At 62.1% G+C, this 15,360-nt stretch carries 19 protein-coding genes and 1 pseudogene; 8 read left to right on the top strand and 12 right to left on the bottom strand.

From position 1 onward, the window contains the following. Positions 1-186: 186 nt before the first annotated feature. Complete coding sequence (gene purL, locus C1M53_RS30945; protein WP_129415844.1) at positions 187-2,412, bottom strand: phosphoribosylformylglycinamidine synthase subunit PurL; 2,226 nt, start codon at positions 2,410-2,412, stop codon at positions 187-189. Positions 2,413-2,525: 113 nt separating this feature from the next. Beyond that, positions 2,526-3,032, bottom strand: a complete 507-nt coding sequence (locus C1M53_RS30940) for a helix-turn-helix domain-containing protein (protein ID WP_129415843.1) — start codon at positions 3,030-3,032, stop codon at positions 2,526-2,528. Positions 3,033-3,106: 74 nt separating this feature from the next. Here C1M53_RS30940 and C1M53_RS30935 point away from each other — a divergent pair, with 74 nt between their 5' ends. Next, positions 3,107-3,562 carry a nuclear transport factor 2 family protein gene (locus C1M53_RS30935; protein ID WP_129415842.1) on the top strand — a complete coding sequence of 152 codons (456 nt, stop codon included), beginning with the start codon at positions 3,107-3,109 and terminating at the stop codon, positions 3,560-3,562. 3 nt (positions 3,563-3,565) lie between these two features. Here C1M53_RS30935 and C1M53_RS30930 read toward each other — a convergent pair. Continuing rightward, positions 3,566-4,986 (bottom strand): annotated as a pseudogene (locus C1M53_RS30930) (PLP-dependent aminotransferase family protein). Between the two features lie 192 nt (positions 4,987-5,178). Between C1M53_RS30930 and C1M53_RS32290 the strand changes: the two are divergent. Then, positions 5,179-5,331 (top strand): DUF1127 domain-containing protein, encoded by a 153-nt coding sequence (locus C1M53_RS32290; RefSeq protein ID WP_245488374.1) that lies wholly within the window; start codon positions 5,179-5,181, stop codon positions 5,329-5,331. A gap of 13 nt (positions 5,332-5,344) precedes the next feature. Then, positions 5,345-5,542, top strand: coding sequence for a hypothetical protein (locus tag C1M53_RS30920; protein ID WP_129415841.1), 198 nt, complete (start codon positions 5,345-5,347; stop codon positions 5,540-5,542). 65 nt (positions 5,543-5,607) lie between these two features. On the opposite strand, the gene C1M53_RS30915 is transcribed toward C1M53_RS30920, so the two are convergent. The 4 genes from C1M53_RS30915 to purC form a co-directional block, all read right to left on the bottom strand. Next, on the bottom strand, positions 5,608-6,027 hold the full coding sequence (locus C1M53_RS30915) for a hypothetical protein (protein ID WP_245488373.1): 420 nt from the start codon (positions 6,025-6,027) through the stop codon (positions 5,608-5,610). Positions 6,028-6,085: 58 nt separating this feature from the next. Further along, positions 6,086-6,754, bottom strand: a complete 669-nt coding sequence (purQ, locus tag C1M53_RS30910) for a phosphoribosylformylglycinamidine synthase subunit PurQ (RefSeq protein WP_129415840.1) — start codon at positions 6,752-6,754, stop codon at positions 6,086-6,088. A gap of 1 nt (position 6,755) precedes the next feature. Further along, complete coding sequence (purS, locus tag C1M53_RS30905) at positions 6,756-6,998, bottom strand: phosphoribosylformylglycinamidine synthase subunit PurS (protein ID WP_129415839.1); 243 nt, start codon at positions 6,996-6,998, stop codon at positions 6,756-6,758. A 98-nt stretch (positions 6,999-7,096) separates the two neighbouring features. Next, positions 7,097-7,888, bottom strand: a complete 792-nt coding sequence (gene purC, locus C1M53_RS30900) for a phosphoribosylaminoimidazolesuccinocarboxamide synthase (protein WP_129415838.1) — start codon at positions 7,886-7,888, stop codon at positions 7,097-7,099. A gap of 283 nt (positions 7,889-8,171) precedes the next feature. Here purC and C1M53_RS30895 point away from each other — a divergent pair, with 283 nt between their 5' ends. Both C1M53_RS30895 and C1M53_RS30890 read left to right on the top strand, forming a co-directional pair. Next, positions 8,172-8,492 carry a DUF1476 domain-containing protein gene (locus tag C1M53_RS30895; RefSeq protein ID WP_129415837.1) on the top strand — a complete coding sequence of 107 codons (321 nt, stop codon included), beginning with the start codon at positions 8,172-8,174 and terminating at the stop codon, positions 8,490-8,492. A 207-nt stretch (positions 8,493-8,699) separates the two neighbouring features. Continuing rightward, positions 8,700-9,473, top strand: a complete 774-nt coding sequence (locus tag C1M53_RS30890) for an HpcH/HpaI aldolase/citrate lyase family protein (RefSeq protein WP_129415836.1) — start codon at positions 8,700-8,702, stop codon at positions 9,471-9,473. 59 nt (positions 9,474-9,532) lie between these two features. On the opposite strand, the gene C1M53_RS30885 is transcribed toward C1M53_RS30890, so the two are convergent. Beyond that, complete coding sequence (locus C1M53_RS30885) at positions 9,533-10,081, bottom strand: alpha/beta hydrolase (protein WP_129415835.1); 549 nt, start codon at positions 10,079-10,081, stop codon at positions 9,533-9,535. A 241-nt stretch (positions 10,082-10,322) separates the two neighbouring features. Between C1M53_RS30885 and C1M53_RS30880 the strand changes: the two genes are divergently transcribed. Genes C1M53_RS30880 through C1M53_RS30870 form a run of 3 tightly spaced genes read left to right on the top strand, consistent with a single transcriptional unit; the run spans position 10,323 to position 12,000 of the window. Continuing rightward, positions 10,323-11,138, top strand: coding sequence for a VOC family protein (locus C1M53_RS30880; RefSeq protein ID WP_129415834.1), 816 nt, complete (start codon positions 10,323-10,325; stop codon positions 11,136-11,138). A gap of 28 nt (positions 11,139-11,166) precedes the next feature. Further along, positions 11,167-11,661, top strand: coding sequence for an N-acetyltransferase (locus C1M53_RS30875; protein WP_129416438.1), 495 nt, complete (start codon positions 11,167-11,169; stop codon positions 11,659-11,661). Positions 11,662-11,709: 48 nt separating this feature from the next. Further along, the gene (locus tag C1M53_RS30870) at positions 11,710-12,000 is read left to right on the top strand and encodes a putative quinol monooxygenase (protein ID WP_129415833.1); all 291 of its coding nucleotides are present in this window, start codon (positions 11,710-11,712) and stop codon (positions 11,998-12,000) included. A 5-nt stretch (positions 12,001-12,005) separates the two neighbouring features. On the opposite strand, the gene C1M53_RS30865 is transcribed toward C1M53_RS30870, so the two are convergent. The 4 genes from C1M53_RS30865 to C1M53_RS30850 all read right to left on the bottom strand — a co-directional run bounded on the left by C1M53_RS30865 (position 12,006) and on the right by C1M53_RS30850 (position 15,359). Next, positions 12,006-12,740, bottom strand: coding sequence for a metallophosphoesterase family protein (locus tag C1M53_RS30865; protein ID WP_129415832.1), 735 nt, complete (start codon positions 12,738-12,740; stop codon positions 12,006-12,008). Positions 12,741-12,746: 6 nt separating this feature from the next. Further along, positions 12,747-14,048, bottom strand: a complete 1,302-nt coding sequence (gene purB, locus C1M53_RS30860) for an adenylosuccinate lyase (RefSeq protein ID WP_129415831.1) — start codon at positions 14,046-14,048, stop codon at positions 12,747-12,749. A gap of 61 nt (positions 14,049-14,109) precedes the next feature. Beyond that, the gene (locus C1M53_RS30855) at positions 14,110-14,598 is read right to left on the bottom strand and encodes a hypothetical protein (protein WP_165358288.1); all 489 of its coding nucleotides are present in this window, start codon (positions 14,596-14,598) and stop codon (positions 14,110-14,112) included. 35 nt (positions 14,599-14,633) lie between these two features. Next, a complete protein-coding gene (locus C1M53_RS30850) occupies positions 14,634-15,359 on the bottom strand; it encodes a DUF2259 domain-containing protein (protein WP_129415830.1) in 726 nt (241 codons plus the stop codon). Position 15,360 lies beyond the last annotated feature (1 nt).

The raw sequence follows: 15,360 nt of genomic DNA, 5'->3' as shown, positions 1-15,360 counted from the left end.
GATCGAGAGTGATCTCGTCAGTTGCGTTATACTCTCAACGGGCCGCCAACCTGCCGCTCTCGCCGTGTTTCGCAGAATCCTGCAGACCAAATCAGCAAGACAGAACACGATCAGGTTGATCACGAATTCAGCCATTTTCGATTTGCTACCGCGTCAGCTGCCGGTTCCATCATCTGCTCGCTCGTCCTACGCATCCATGAAGCGAGGAAACCAGGATTCGTGCGCCGCTTTCAAGTCTTCGATTGATATGGCGCGCGCAGAACCCAGTTTCAATTCACTGCCGCCGGTGTTGCCGATCCACGGTGCGAAGATGCCGAGCGCCTTGGCTTCGTTCCACAGCGCCTGCAACTCATCCGACTGGCCGGCGAATTTCACCGTGACAAGATAGCGGCCCTGGTCTTCGCCGAAGAAGACGGGGACCGGATCGGCATCGCTCAGGCCGGGTACCGTTGCGCCGATACCGGAGGCCATCGCCATTTCGGCGAGGCCCACCGCAAGGCCGCCATCCGACAGGTCATGCACGGCGGTGGCCGCGCCGCTGCGGATCAGCTTGCGCACGAAGTCGCCGACCTTCTTCTCGTGGGCGAGGTCGACGGGCGGCGGCGGGCCGTCGCTGCGGTTGTGGATGTCGCGCATGTAGATCGACTGGGCAAGGTGGCTGCCCCAACCTGCGGGACCGCCGATGAGCAGGATGACTTCGCCTTGGGCGGCAAATCCCACCTTGGCCATCTTCGACCAGTCGTCGATCAGGCCGACGCCACCGATGGTCGGGGTCGGCAGGATGCCCTGGCCGTTGGTTTCGTTGTAGAGCGAGACGTTGCCCGAAACGATCGGGAAGTCGAGCGCGCGGCAGGCATCGCCGATGCCGGTGACGGCCTTGGCGAACTGCCCCATTATCTCGGGGCGTTCGGGATTGCCGAAGTTGAGGTTGTCGGTGGCCGCGAGCGGCAACGAGCCCGTCGCGGTCAGGTTGCGCCAGCATTCCGCCACCGCCTGCTTGCCGCCCTCATAGGGATCGGCCTCGCAATAGCGCGGCGTCACGTCGGAGGAGAAGGCGAGCGCCTTGGTGGCATGGCCGTCGACGCGCACCACGCCGGCATCGCCACCTGGAATCTGCAGCGAGTTGCCCTGGATCAGCGTGTCGTACTGCTCCCACACCCAGCGGCGTGAGGAGAGGTCGGGGCCGCCGAGCATCTTGAGCAGTGCATCTGCCACATCCGCTTGCGGGATGTCGTTGGCGGCCAGCGGCGTGCGCCTGGCCGGCTCCACCCACGGGCGGTCGTATTCGGGAGCCTGGTCGCCCAATTCCTTGATCGGCAGGTTCGCGACTTCCTCGCCCTGGTGCAGGACACGGAAGCGCAGGTCGTCGGTAGTCTTGCCGACGATGGCGAAGTCGAGCCCCCATTTGCGGAAGATCGCCTCGGCTTCCTGTTCCTTTTCGGGGCGCAGCACCATCAGCATGCGCTCCTGGCTCTCGGAGAGCATCATTTCATAAGCGCTCATGCGCTCTTCGCGCACTGGCACCTTGTCGAGCTCGAGCTCGATGCCGAGGTCACCCTTGGCGCCCATTTCGACAGCCGAGCAGGTGAGGCCGGCTGCACCCATGTCCTGGATGGCGATGACGGCGCCGGATGCCATCAGCTCCAGGCAGGCTTCCAGCAGGCACTTCTCGGTAAAGGGATCGCCGACCTGCACGGTCGGGCGCTTCTCGTCGATCTTGTCGTCGAATTCGGCCGAGGCCATGGTGGCGCCGCCGACGCCGTCGCGACCGGTCTTGGCGCCGAGATAGACGACCGGCAGGCCGACACCCTTGGCTTGCGACAGGAAGATGCCATCGGCCTTGGCGAGGCCGGCTGCGAAGGCGTTGACCAGGATGTTGCCGTTATAGCGGGCGTCGAAATTGACCTCGCCGCCAACAGTCGGCACGCCGAAGGAATTGCCGTAGCCGCCGACGCCGGCAACCACGCCGGCCACCAGGTGACGGGTCTTGGGGTGGTCCGGCGCGCCGAAGCGCAGCGCATTCATCGCCGCAATGGGACGTGCGCCCATGGTGAAGACGTCGCGCAGGATACCGCCGACGCCGGTGGCCGCGCCCTGATAAGGCTCGATGAACGAAGGGTGGTTGTGGCTCTCCATCTTGAAGACGACGACGTCGCCGTCGCCGATGTCGACTACGCCGGCATTTTCGCCAGGACCCTGAATGACCCGCGGGCCTTTCGTCGGCAACGTCCGCAGCCATTTCTTCGAGGATTTGTACGAGCAGTGCTCGTTCCACATCGCAGAGAAGATACCGAGCTCGGTGAAAGTCGGTTCGCGCCCGACCAGTTCGAGAATGCGCTGATATTCGTCAGGCTTCAGCCCATGAGAGGCGATCAGTTCCGGCGTGATCTTCACGGTGTTGGAGATGGTCATGGTGCAGCGGGCAACTCCGAGAGCGTGTTGCGGCCCCTATAGCCGAACAGGCGGCGCTGCGACACTGCCGATTTCAGAAAAATGGCCGCATGCCACAGGCAGTTTGCCAATGATCAGGCCCTGGTGGCCCGGGCGAGACGTTTTGCCAGCACCATCGTGCCGGGAAGGGCGGCGCCGCCGGGGCCGGGCAGGGCACTGACATCGGATGCATTCACATCTTCACTGCATGCGGAGCAGGTGATTTTCGGGATGAGCGCGCAGCCGCAGGTCCTGTGCACGAACCGGATCGGCTGCCCTTCCTTCGGTTGCGCCCAGCGATCGCCCCACGCTGTCAGGGCAAGGATGATGGGAACCAGCTCCTCTCCGGCTTCGGTGAGCTGGTAGTCGAAGCGGACAGGCCGTGTCTGATAGGCCGTGCGTTTCAGCACACCGCCTTCGACAAGATGCCGGAGCCGTAACGTCAGCAGATTGCGTGAGATACCGAGATTGAGCGCAATGTCGTCGAAGCGCACCAGCCCGAGATAGACATCGCGAACGATGAGGGGCGACCACCAGTCACCGATGATCTCCAGGGATCGCGCCAGGGAGCAACGCATTTCGCCAAAGCTGACCTTTTTCATGCGCTTACGCTAGTGGGTTGCCTGATTGAACTCAAGGCAGTAAGTTCAATCATTGAACTATGGTGGAGGCTGGCATGTACCATGCGATTGTTCGTGCGCGAATCCGCTCGTTGTTCGACAGCGTGAACAAGGGTGATGCCGGCCCTGTACTGGCAGGCTTCGCGTCGCGTTTCGAACATCGTTTCCTGGGCGAGGGGCACGCGCTTTCCGGTGTGCGCACGTCCTTGCCGAAGACGAAGGAATGGTACGAGCGCCTCTATCGGCTGCTGCCCGACCTGCATTTCGACCTGGATCGGATCGCCGTCAGCGGGCCGCCATGGAATACGCTGGCCATCGTGAATTGGCTGGAGACCAACAGCGGCACCGACGGTGTGCGTACCTGCAATCGCGGCATACATGCCGTGCATCTGGCCTGGGGCAGGATGACGTCCCTGCAGATCTGTCCTGATACGGCGGGGCTGGTAGCGACACTCGATCGCCTGGCCGCTGCCGGCAATGCGGAAGCACACGCGGCGCCGATCACGGATTGAAGCTCAGCCGAAGGAATCGTAACCGGCACGGCCTTCTTCCAGCAGTCGGCGGATGATCTCGACGCCGCGCGCGACATCGGCGCGCGGGCCCGGCGCCGAGATGCCGAAACGCACGGCATGGAAGACCTGTTCCGACCGGCCGGCCTTGAACTCGTCCTCGTCGTCGAGCAGCACGCCGTTCTCGAATGACGCGTTCTTGAACGTGCCGGAAAGCCAGGGGTCGGCAGAGTCAACCAGACGAAGGGGACATTGTCGCGAGCCTGGAAGGTGAAGCCAGCCAGTTTTTCGCGCACGATGGCGATGCGGGCATTGATTTCGGCAATGCTGTTGCGGCGAATTTCATGCGCCTTGCCGGAAAGCACCAGCCTCGAGCCGACTTCGGCGAGCAGGAAGGGCATGCCGCCGGTCAACATCTTGTGAGCCACCTGGATGCGGTGCCGATAGGCGGGTGGGCATGACAGCCAACCGCCACGGACCCCCGCCGATACCGATTTGGACAGGCCGCTGGCGACGATCGTGCGTTCCGGCGCGAATTCGGCCAGCAGCGGTGTCTTGTCCTCGGTAAGGCCGCCATAGAGATCGTCCTCGACCAGCAGCACATTGTATTCGCGTGCAATCAGCGCGATGTCGCGGCGGCGGCCGACATCGATCGTTGCCAGCGTGGGGTTCTGTACGGTTGGCATCAGGAACATCATCCTGGGATGCTTCTGTGCGCAGACGCGCTCGAAATCCTCTGGATCGATGCCCTCGGCGTCGGAGCCGACCAGCGCGATACGTCGCCCGACCAGTCCTGCGCTGCGCGACACCTGCGAATAGGTGAGGTGTTCGAAAGCGATGTAGTCGCCGGGTGCGGTCAGCGCAGCGATTGCAGCCATGACCGCCGCATGCGTGCCGAGTGTCGGTACGATGCTGTCAGGGGCAGGGCGAAAGCCGTTGCGGGCAAGCCAGAGGCTGCCGGCATCCATCCAGCGCTGCGGGAAGTCGCGCGTGTAACTGGCGATCTCATAGGCATGGTCGCGTGTGATCTGCGCCAGGAGATCGGTGATGGCACCGCCCTGGCCGGTGTCGGGTGCTGCCGTACTGTCGAGGCGCAGCTTGCCAGCCGGTGCCACGGTCAGGCGTGTTCCTTCCGGATGAGCAGGCAGGGGAATCGCATCGCTTTGCTGCGTGCTGTCGGAATGCCGCTTGAGCACATAGGTGCCGCGGCCGACTTCACCACTGACAAGACCCCGCTCGCGCAGCAACTGATAGGCACGGCCGATCGTGCCGACCGTCGCGCCGATGTCGTAGGCGAGGTCGCGCTGCGGAGGCAATTTTGTGCCGGCACCGAGCACGCCGCGGTCGATATCGGCTTCGATGCGGTCGGCGAGGCGCTGATAGAGCGGACCGGTGCCGGAGGAGAGGTCAGGGAGCCAACTTGTCATGGTGACAATTTAATAGATTGTATCAATTGGAGAGTCAATACATATGCATTGCACCGCGATTGTAGCGGTGATTGTGACAATGGTGCTGTTATGGCAAGTGCAATAGAGACAATTTATCGGAGACAATCATCTTCGATCATCCACATCGAGCAGCCATCGGGCTTTTCGGGGTTTTGCCGCCGCGTGACGGTGATGATGACCGCGTCCGCAACCTGGCTGGGCAGGGCGCTGGAGCGCCGCCGCAGCCGCCTGGCCTTGCTTGAGATGACCGACGAACAGCTGAAAGACATCGGGGTGTCTCGTTCCGATGCCTATCGCGAAGGAATGCGTTCCTTTTTCGAATGAACAGGCAAGTGCGATGGAACGGAAGAAGCGATATCCCGCGCCGATACACCCCACAGAACCGGCGCGGTCGTCTCTTGCAAGGTTGCTCGAAAGGCTGGCGGGCGGCTGGAACGCGCTACCGCAACATCAGCTTACCCGCCGGGGGCTGATGGAGCTCGATGATGAAGAGCTTGCCGAGATCGGCATGCCGCGACGTACAAAAGTGAAATGAACGCGGTCTGATCGGCCAGGAGCCTGGACGTGCGGCCCAAACCCTGGAGAGCGGCGTGCTGATTGTCAGGCCTTGGCGCCGCAGTCGCTGTTGCCGGTCTGCCAGCGCGCGATGTCGGCACCGATGCGGCCGGAAAGCGGGTCGCTCATCAGCGGGCCGAACACTTCGACACGGCTGGAAGCGCCGCGCGCCTGCACCACCAGAAGCGGCTTGCCGCCGTAGTGCTTGGCCGGCACCAGCAGGAAGCGTGGAGTGCCGCCGAAATTGTTGAGCTCATTGGCCATCTGGTAGGATTTGAAAGCAGGGTCCTTGGATGCGATCCAGCATTTGTGCGCGGCGATCGCCACCTGTTCCATGGCCCGCAGCGACGCGCTCTTGCCGCCGCCGCTCGGTGCGGAATTGTAGGACTTCGACTGACAGGCGACCAGCGTGAGGCCCGCCAGGGCCACAAAACCGAAACGGACGGCCATCTTTGCTGCATTCATCGTTTCGGCTTCCCCAAGTCGAGATGAGATCTGGTCGGTGTCGGAAGAGGGATATGGCTCAGGCTGCGATGCCAAGCGCGCCTTCGAAGAGCGCGCGGCCATCAACGCCGCCATGCGCTGCCTCGATCAGGTTTTCGGGATGTGGCATCAGGCCGAGCACATTGCCCTTGTCATTGATGATGCCGGCAATGTCATTGATCGAGCCGTTCGGGTTGGTGCCTTCGGCATAGCGGAACACGACACGGCCTTCACCCTCGATACGGGCCAGCGTCTCGGCCTCGGCGAAATAGTTGCCGTCATGATGCGCGACGGGGCAACGGATGATCTGGTTCGGCTGATAGCCGCGGGTGAAGGCGGTGTTGGCATTGGTGACCTGCAGCTTCACTTCGCGGCAGACGAACTTCAGCGAGGCGTTGCGCATCAGCGCGCCCGGCAACAGGCCTGCCTCGACCAGGATCTGGAAGCCATTGCAGACGCCCACCACCATGACGCCCTTGGCTGCTTTTTCGGCCACCGCCCGCATCACTGGCGAGCGCGCGGCGATCGCGCCGCAGCGCAGATAGTCGCCGAAGGAAAAGCCACCGGGAATGGCGATCAGGTCGACATCGGGAATGTCCGTGTCGGTCTGCCAGACGGTTGCAGGGGCGGTGCCGGAAATCTTCGTCAGCGCCGCGATCATGTCGCGGTCGCGATTGAGGCCGGGGAGGAGGACGACGGCGGTTTTCACGTCAGGCAATCTCCACCGCGTAATTCTCGATCACCGTATTTGCCAGCAGCTTGTCGCACATCGCTTTGAGTGCGGTTTCTGCCTTGGCCCTGTCGGTGCCATCGATCTCGATGTCGAACACCTTGCCCTGGCGCACCTGGCCGACGTCGTCGAAGCCGAGGCCGCCCAGCGCATGTTCGATCGCCTTGCCCTGCGGATCGAGCACGCCATTCTTCAGGGTTACGGTGACACGGGCCTTAATCACGCTATGCAATCCTCGTTGTGGTCGTTGGTCGGCTCCGCGAAACTGCCTCCGGGAACCAGATGCGCCGACTTCTGACAGAAGTCGGCGCGGCAATGGTCTCAGTGCTTGGTGTCCTTCGGGCCGCTCGAAGCGACCAGGACCGGTCCGGTCGGGCGCTGCGGCTCGTTCTCGTTCATGATGCCGAGACGGCGCGCCACTTCCTGATAGGCCTCGACCAGCCCGCCCATGTCACGGCGGAAACGGTCCTTGTCGAGCTTGTCCTGGGTGGCGACATCCCACAGGCGGCAGGAGTCAGGTGAAATCTCGTCGGCCACGACGATGCGCATCATGTCGCCCTCGAACAGGCGGCCGCATTCGATCTTGAAATCGACAAGCTGGATGCCGACGCCGAGGAACAGGCCGGAGAGGAAGTCGTTGACGCGGATGGCCAGTGCCATGATGTCGTCGATTTCCTGCGGGCTTGCCCAGCCGAAGGCCGTGATGTGTTCTTCCGACACCATTGGATCGTCCAGCGCATCGGCCTTGTAGTAGAATTCGATGATCGAGCGCGGCAGCACGGTGCCTTCTTCGATGCCGAGCCGCTTGGACAAAGAGCCGGCGGCGACATTGCGCACCACCACTTCCAGCGGAATGATCTCGACTTCCTTGATCAGCTGCTCGCGCATGTTGAGCCGGCGGATGAAGTGGGTCGGGATACCCATGCGGTTCAGATGGTTGAAGATGTGCTCGGAAATACGGTTGTTGAGCACGCCCTTGCCGTCGACCACTTCATGCTTCTTCTTGTTGAACGCGGTCGCGTCATCCTTGAAGAACTGGATCAACGTTCCGGGCTCCGGTCCTTCATAAAGGATCTTGGCCTTGCCTTCATAAATGCGGCGGCGTGACTTCATCGGATTTTTTCTCTGGTTGGAAGGGCAGGTGACAACGACCGGTCCCTTTCTCTCGCGGCACATTGGCGCGTCTATGGTCTCAATCGCGGTCTCTACCGCAATCGTGGGCGTGGCTCAATCGGCAAATCGGTTGAATCACCGCTTTCCGGGCCGAAATGCCGCAACGCAACAAGCACGTGCCAGACAAGATCGCATATTGACCGCGCGCCAGCCATTTGGTTTGAGAAATCCCGGTAGGGATATATCGACCATAAACCGAATCGGTTCCACCGGAGGATTTGCGATGAGCAGCATGAAGGACCGCGAAGAGGGCTTCGAGCGCAAGTTCGTCTTCGACGAGGAACTGCGCTTCAAGGCGAACGCGCGCCGTAACAAGGCACTTGGCCTGTGGGCGGCCGAGAAGCTGGGCAAGACCGGCGCCGATGCCGAAGCCTATGCCAAGGAAGTCGTGGTTTCGGATATCGAGGAAGCGGGCGACCATGACGTCTTCCGCAAGATCCGCAAGGATTTCGATGCTGCCAGTGTCGACCAGTCCGATCATCAGATCCGTCGCACCATGGACGAGCTGATGGCTCAGGCCATCGAGCAGATCAAGAACACCTGATCGTCTGGCGCCGGCATGGCTGGACCAATGCACCGCCCGGTTTCGCCGGGCGGTTTTTCTTTGCCTTTTCCGGCATTTCCGGCTGAAACTGGATTCAAATCGAGTGGTTCCGTTTTCGCGGAAACGCTCCTGCTTTATGTGTTAAGCAATTCCGGACGCAAACCGCTGCGCACTTTTTGCTGGAATTGATCTGGAGAGGAATTGCCGATGTCCCTGAAAGCACGCCTGGAAGCCGATGAAACGCTGTGCACCGCCTGGTCGGGCGTGCCGGATGCGTTGACCGTCGAGATCGTCGCCAGGCAGGGGTTCGACGCGGTGACGCTCGACATGCAGCATGGCGGTCACAACGAGGACAGCGTCCTGCGCTCGATTGCGCCGATCCAGTCCGTCGGCAAGCCAGCACTGGTGCGCATTCCGGTAGGCCGTTTCGACATGGCCAGCCGCGCGCTGGATTTCGGCGCCGAAGCCGTGATCGCGCCGATGGTCAATTCGGTTGCCGACGCCAAGGCTTTTGCCGCGGCAATGAAGTATCCGCCGCTTGGCGAACGATCCTGGGGGCCGACCTATGCCTTGCCGCGCTATGGCAAAGGCACGCAGGCCGACTGGCTGAAGGAGAGCAACCAGCGCACCCTGGCTTTCGCCATGGTCGAGACGCGTGCAGCGCTCGCAGCGCTGGATGGCATTCTTGAAACGCCTGGTATCGACGGCATTTTTGTCGGACCGTCGGATTTCTCGATCGCCTGGAGCAATGGAGCGGTCGTGGACTCGACGCTCGAGGACATGATGGAGACGATTGCATTGATCGCCGAACGCAGCCGCAAGGCGGGCAAGCATGCGGCCATCTACGTCCTGGATGCAGGCCTCAGCGGTCGTCTGGTCAAGATGGGCTACAGGCTGCTTGCCATGGGCTCTGAACAGGCGTTGGTCGGCCTTGGCGCAAAAACGCTGCTGGCGAGCGTAAAAGCGTCGATTGGGGAGTGATTAGTGAAATAGCGAATAGCGGTAAGCCGCCAATTCACTACTCACCACTCTCTACTCACTTATAGCCGCGACAGGAAATGCGCGAAGGTCATCGAGCCTTCCGGCCATGGTCCATGACCGGATTCCGAATTGAGATGGCCGGTTTCCCCAGCGTCGATGAACAGCGAACCCCAAGCCGCGGCAAGGTCTTCTGCGATTTCGAAATCGCAGAACGGGTCGTTGCGGCTGGCGATCACCATCGACGGAAAAGGTAGCGGATCGCGCGGGTAGGGGCCGAAGGTCATCAGGTGCTTCGGCTTGATCTTCGGGTTGGCGACGTCCGGCGGGGCGACGAAGAAACCGCCGGCGATTGGCTTCCTGCACAACGGCAGCGCCTGGATGGCTGTCGGCACACCGAGCGAATGCGCAACCAGCACGACAGGCTTGGTTGCCTCATTGACGGCTGCGGCGACACGCGCCGTCCAGTCCTCGCGCACGGGTTTGGACCATTCAGCCTGCTCGACGCGACGCGCGGTCGACAGTTTCGCTTCCCAGCGGCTTTGCCAGTGATCGGGCCCCGAATTTGTGTAACCGGGTACGATGAGGATGTCGGCGTCCTTGACTTTCATGGCCCCGATTTAGCGAGCGGTGTCGCCGGGCGCAATGGCGTGGCGTCGTCGCCATGATGTGAACGACGTGTTCGATTTTTGCTGTCTTGTGTGAACGATTGAAATCCTCCATCTGCTGGGCAACATAAACTGGCTGCGTATCTCGGAGATCGGATTGCGACTGACGCGACGCAGGATGGTGGGCGCAACCGGCATTCTGGCTCTGGGAGCCATCACCGGCGCGGCCCGCCCGGAGACCAAAATGAGCACTTTGCCTTTTGCCGCCACCACACCGGTCAGCGTCGCCCGCGTAGGCCTGAAAGCCCGCGACGCCGACGGGCTTGCCGCGTACTACAACGCCGTCGTCGGCCTCCAGGAACTGAGCCGTGACGGCGAGACGATCACGCTCGGCTCGGCCAATCGCCCGCTTCTGGTGCTGGAGCGCGACCCGAGCGCCAAGCCGGATGATCCGCGTAGCGCTGGCCTTTTCCACACCGCTTTCCTTCTGCCGAGCCGGGCTGATCTCGGTCGCTGGATCAACCACGCCATCGAAAACAAGATCGCGGTCGAAGGCGCTTCGGATCATCTGGTCTCTGAAGCTGCCTATCTCACCGATCCCGAGGGCAACGGCATCGAGATCTATGCCGATCGTCCGCACGACACCTGGAAGTGGAATGGCCCGACCGTCGAGATGGCGACGATCCGCATGGATATCCCCGGCGTGATCGGCTCTGTGCCCGCCGGCGACGCCGGCTGGAAAGGCGCTCCCGAAAACACGGTGGTCGGCCACGTTCATCTTCGGGTTGGCGACCCCAGCCAGGCCGAGGCGTGGTGGAATACAGAATTCGGCTTTGACACGGTCACCAAATATGGCTCGCAGGCGGTGTTCCTGTCGTCCGGTGGCTATCACCACCATATCGGCGCCAACACCTGGCAGAGCGCGGGCGCCGGCAAGCGCGACGCCGGCCGCTCGGGGCTGTCCTGGGTGGAGATGCGCTCATCGGAAGCCAAGGCGCCATCGACCTATGTCGATCCCTGGGGTACGGTGATCCGTGCAGTGCCCGGAGCTCCTGCATGAGTTCCTGCAGAGAGAGTTCCTGCATGAAATGCTGATCCGGCCCGAGACGCCCGCTGATCACGACGCGATCCATGAGCTTACCTGGGTCGCATTCAAGCCTATGGCCTTCAGCGACGACACCGAGGCGGATATCATCCGGACCCTGCGGGCCAATGGTGATCTGGCGATTTCACTGGTGGCTGAAGAGGGCGGCGAGATCGTCGGCCATGTGGCGTTTTCGCCGGTTACGATCAACGGCGTCGATGACGGCTGGTTTGGGCTTGGTCCGATCGCGGTCAAGCCAGGCATGCAACGCCAGGGTGTCGGCAAGGCGCTGATCGCGGCCGGACTGAAGCTGCTGGATGAACGCGGCGCCAGTGGATGTGCGCTGATCGGCAATCCCGACGTCTACAGCCGCGCCGGCTTCGTCAGTGACGGGCGGCTGACCTACCAGGACATTGATACGAAATATGTGCAACGGTTCGTCCTGCGCGGATCTGCGCCATCCGGTACTCTCAAATTCGCACGCGCTTTCGGAGGATGAGGCCGGTGCTGCCGCCAGCTAACCTCACTCACAGGACGAAATGACCCCATGCTCAAGGTTGTCGCTCACGATTTCATCAAGTTCGAGGCAATCGAAACCGTACGGCCGCTCTATGCAGAACTCGTCGAGAAGACGCGACGGGAGCCGCTTTGCATCTCCTATGAGCTCTTCGTCGATCAGAAAGACTCTGGCCATTTCGTCTTTGTCGAAGCGTGGCCGGACCGTGCGGCGCTGAAGGCTCATGTCGGAACAGAACATTTCCAGCGCCTTGTGCCGCTGATCAATGCTCACAAGGCGCGCGACGGAACGGTCACCCTCCTGGATCCGTTCACGGCCTGATTGGGTCAGCTGCCGATGGCGTCGGCCGCGAAGCCTGTCGCGAGCCCATGCGCCCAATTTCCGAAGCCGCTGGCATTCGCACGGCCCGCAGCTTCCGCCCAGTCGTAGTCGATGGCGCGCAGGTCGAACGACCATCTGCCGTTCCGGTGCGTGGCGACCGCATAGCGTGCGTGCGGGCTACCGGTGGCAGTAAGACCGGGAAAAGCCTGCACGCCGACACTGCCTGGATTGAGTACGGTCTGGCTCTCAGAGACTTGAACGACGCGCGGCGTGTGCGAATGACCGCACAGAACAAGCCCTGCGGTGACATTGCCGAGCTTGTGGCGAACGGCACCTTCGGTGGACGGGAAGAAATGGTTGCCGCCATCTTCCTCCAAAAGGAAGATCTCGTCGCTCGACGGGCTGCCATGGCAAAGAAAAATGTCCGATCCCACGCTCATCGTAGCCGGCAATGCCGCGATCCACTCCCGGGACTCTCTGGAGAGATATCGATTGGCAAAGACGTCCGACTCGCCGAGATCGTCAGCCGGGGTCTCGGCGAGTTCGCGATCATGATTGCCGCGCACGGTCGGCCAGCCCTGAGCCGCCAGATATTGCGCGGTTTCTTCCGGCCAGAGCGGACCGGACAGGCAGTCGCCGAGATTGACGATCAGGTCGGGTGCGGCCGCCTTGATCTCGCGGTGCACCGTTTCAAGTGCACGCAGATTGCCATGGATGTCGGAAATGACCGCCAGCCGCATGAGAGCTTATCCGAACACCCGCTTGAAGATCGTGTCGACATGCTTGGTGTGGTAGCCGAGATCGAACTTTTCGCGGATCTCTGCTTCCGACAGCGCTGCCGTCACTTCCTTGTCGCCAAGCAGTTCCTCAAGGAAATCAGCACCCTGTTCCCAGACCTTCATGGCGTTGCGCTGGACAAGCCGATAGGCGTCCTCGCGGGAGACGCCGGCTTGCGTCAGGGCCAGCAGCACGCGCTGCGAGTGGACGAGACCGCGGAACTTGTTGAGGTTCCTGTCCATGTTTTCGGGATAGACTAGCAGCTTGTCGACAACGCCGGTGAGACGCGCCAGGGCAAAGTCCAGTGTTACCGTCGCATCCGGTCCGATCATGCGCTCGACCGAGGAATGCGAGATGTCGCGTTCATGCCAGAGCGCCACATTCTCCATGGCCGGCAGCGCCATGCCACGCACCAGCCGGGCAAGGCCGGTGAGGTTCTCGGTCAGCACCGGGTTGCGCTTGTGTGGCATCGCCGACGAGCCTTTCTGGCCGGGCGAGAAATACTCTTCCGCTTCCAGCACTTCGGTGCGCTGCAGGTGGCGGATCTCAGTGGCCAGCCGTTCTACCGACGAGGCGATGACGCCGAGCGTGGCAAAGAACATGGCATGACGGTCGCGCGGAATGACCTGCGTCGACACTGGCTCGGGCTTCAGTCCCAGTTTTGCAGCCACATACTCTTCGACATAGGGTTCGATGTTGGCGAAGGTACCGACGGCACCGGAAATCGCGCAGGTGGCGATGTCCTCGCGCGCATGGACAAGACGCTCGCGGCAGCGGCTGAACTCGGCATAGGCCTGCGCCAGCTTGACGCCGAATGTGGTCGGCTCGGCATGGATGCCATGGCTGCGGCCGATGGTAACGGTGTCCTTGTGTTCGAAGGCGCGCCGCTTCAGCGCCGCCAGCAAGGCGTCGATATCGGCGAGCAGAATGTCGCTGGCCCGGGTGAGTTGCACCGCGAGGCAGGTGTCGAGCACGTCGGACGAGGTCATGCCCTGGTGGATGAAACGCGAATCCGGGCCGACGAACTCGGCGAGATGCGTCAGGAACGCGATGACGTCATGTTTGGTGACGCGTTCGATCTCGTCGATCTTGTCGACATCGAACTTGGCGGCGCCCCCCTTTTCCCAGATGGTCTTCGCAGCTTCCTTCGGAATGACGCCAAGTTCGGCCAATGCGTCGCAGGCATACGCCTCGATCTCGAACCAGATGCGGAAGCGTGTTTCCGGTGACCAGATGGCGACCATTTCCGGCCGGGAGTAGCGTGGGATCATCGGTCCGTCCTGATGTCTCGGGAAAACTTACGCCGCGTCCTAACAGAGCGGGAGAAAATGCTCAACGCGGCTGACGGACAAACCACAGCGCAGCGGCAAACAGTGCCACGAAGCCGAGCGGAAAATAGAAGCGAATGCCGAGCATCGCGAACTGGTAGAGAGCGCCCGCACTGGTGAAGGCGAACTGGAAGAACCAGCGCAGGCTGAACGGTGTACCGTGCCACTCGGCATAGTAACTGCGGTACTGCAGCGCGTAGAGGCCGCCGGTGACCACGATTGTCGCGGCGATGAGGCAAACCAGAAAGGCGGCAAAAGCCACTTCGCCGGACCGGCCAAGCGAAACGAACCGCGCGGCGTACAGGCCAAGCGGAAAGGCGAGAGCCCCTCCGGCGGCAAACAGCAACACGACCGTCACGATGCTTCCCGGCGTCAGCCAATCGGCCATGAACAGTCTGGCATAGACGCTGGCGCCCATCGAAATGGCCCAAATGAGGGCACCGGCGATCGTCGTGTGCAGCGCAGGCAAGGCTTGGTGCAGCCGGGCCGCCATTGCGCCACTTGCCGGAACTGGCGAGGCAGACGCGGTCACAGTCGCCCGGTCACCGCGATCCAGCGGTAATCCGGCCCTTCAAAGCCGTAACCGCGTGTCCAGATCAGCACGGCATAAGCGGACAGGCTGTCGCCGCCATACGTCTGTACCGCGCCGATCCCGTAGCCGGTCGGGCAACCGCGGCTCTTCGGGATGGATTTGTCCTCATGCAGCAGTTTCGTCGTGCCATTGGGGGTTGCCTCGATGCGCAGGAGACGAAAACCCTTGGTCTCGCCCTGGCTGGCGCAGACCTCATCGCCGCTCAGCACGAACTCATTCAGCCTGAACTCCAGCGGCTCGTCGATGGCCGGAAAGACCGGGCGCGGGTTGACGACCATGCGCTGCGGGTCGGCGGAAAGTTCGGTAACAGGATTGCTGCCGGCGGTAAAACCCTGGTTGGCGTCGAGCTCGGCTTGCTTGACGATCGCCTCGCCCTGTTCGCGTGCCTTTTCGCGGGCAGCCTGCAGAGGGGCGCTTTCATCGTCGATGCGCACGCGCACCGGCGTGCCTTTGACGAACGTGTCGGTTGCCGTATCGATGTAGTAGCGATTGGCGTAGGGGAAGCCGGAGCCGTCCTGCACGCCGTATTCTTCGAAAGCGAAGATGTTGCCGCCCTTGCTGAAGCCGAGGACCTGCAGTTGTGCGACGTCGCCGGCCAATGCGGGGCTCGCCGCCAGCCATAACGCGCCTGCCAGGCTTGTAAGTTTCGCCAAGTTCCTCATT

The organism is Mesorhizobium sp. Pch-S (genome assembly GCF_004136315.1).
In the GTDB taxonomy this organism is placed as follows: Bacteria; Pseudomonadota; Alphaproteobacteria; order Rhizobiales; family Rhizobiaceae; genus Mesorhizobium.
Note: the sequence above shows the minus strand (reverse complement) of the source record. Positions and strands in the feature narration are given on the sequence as shown.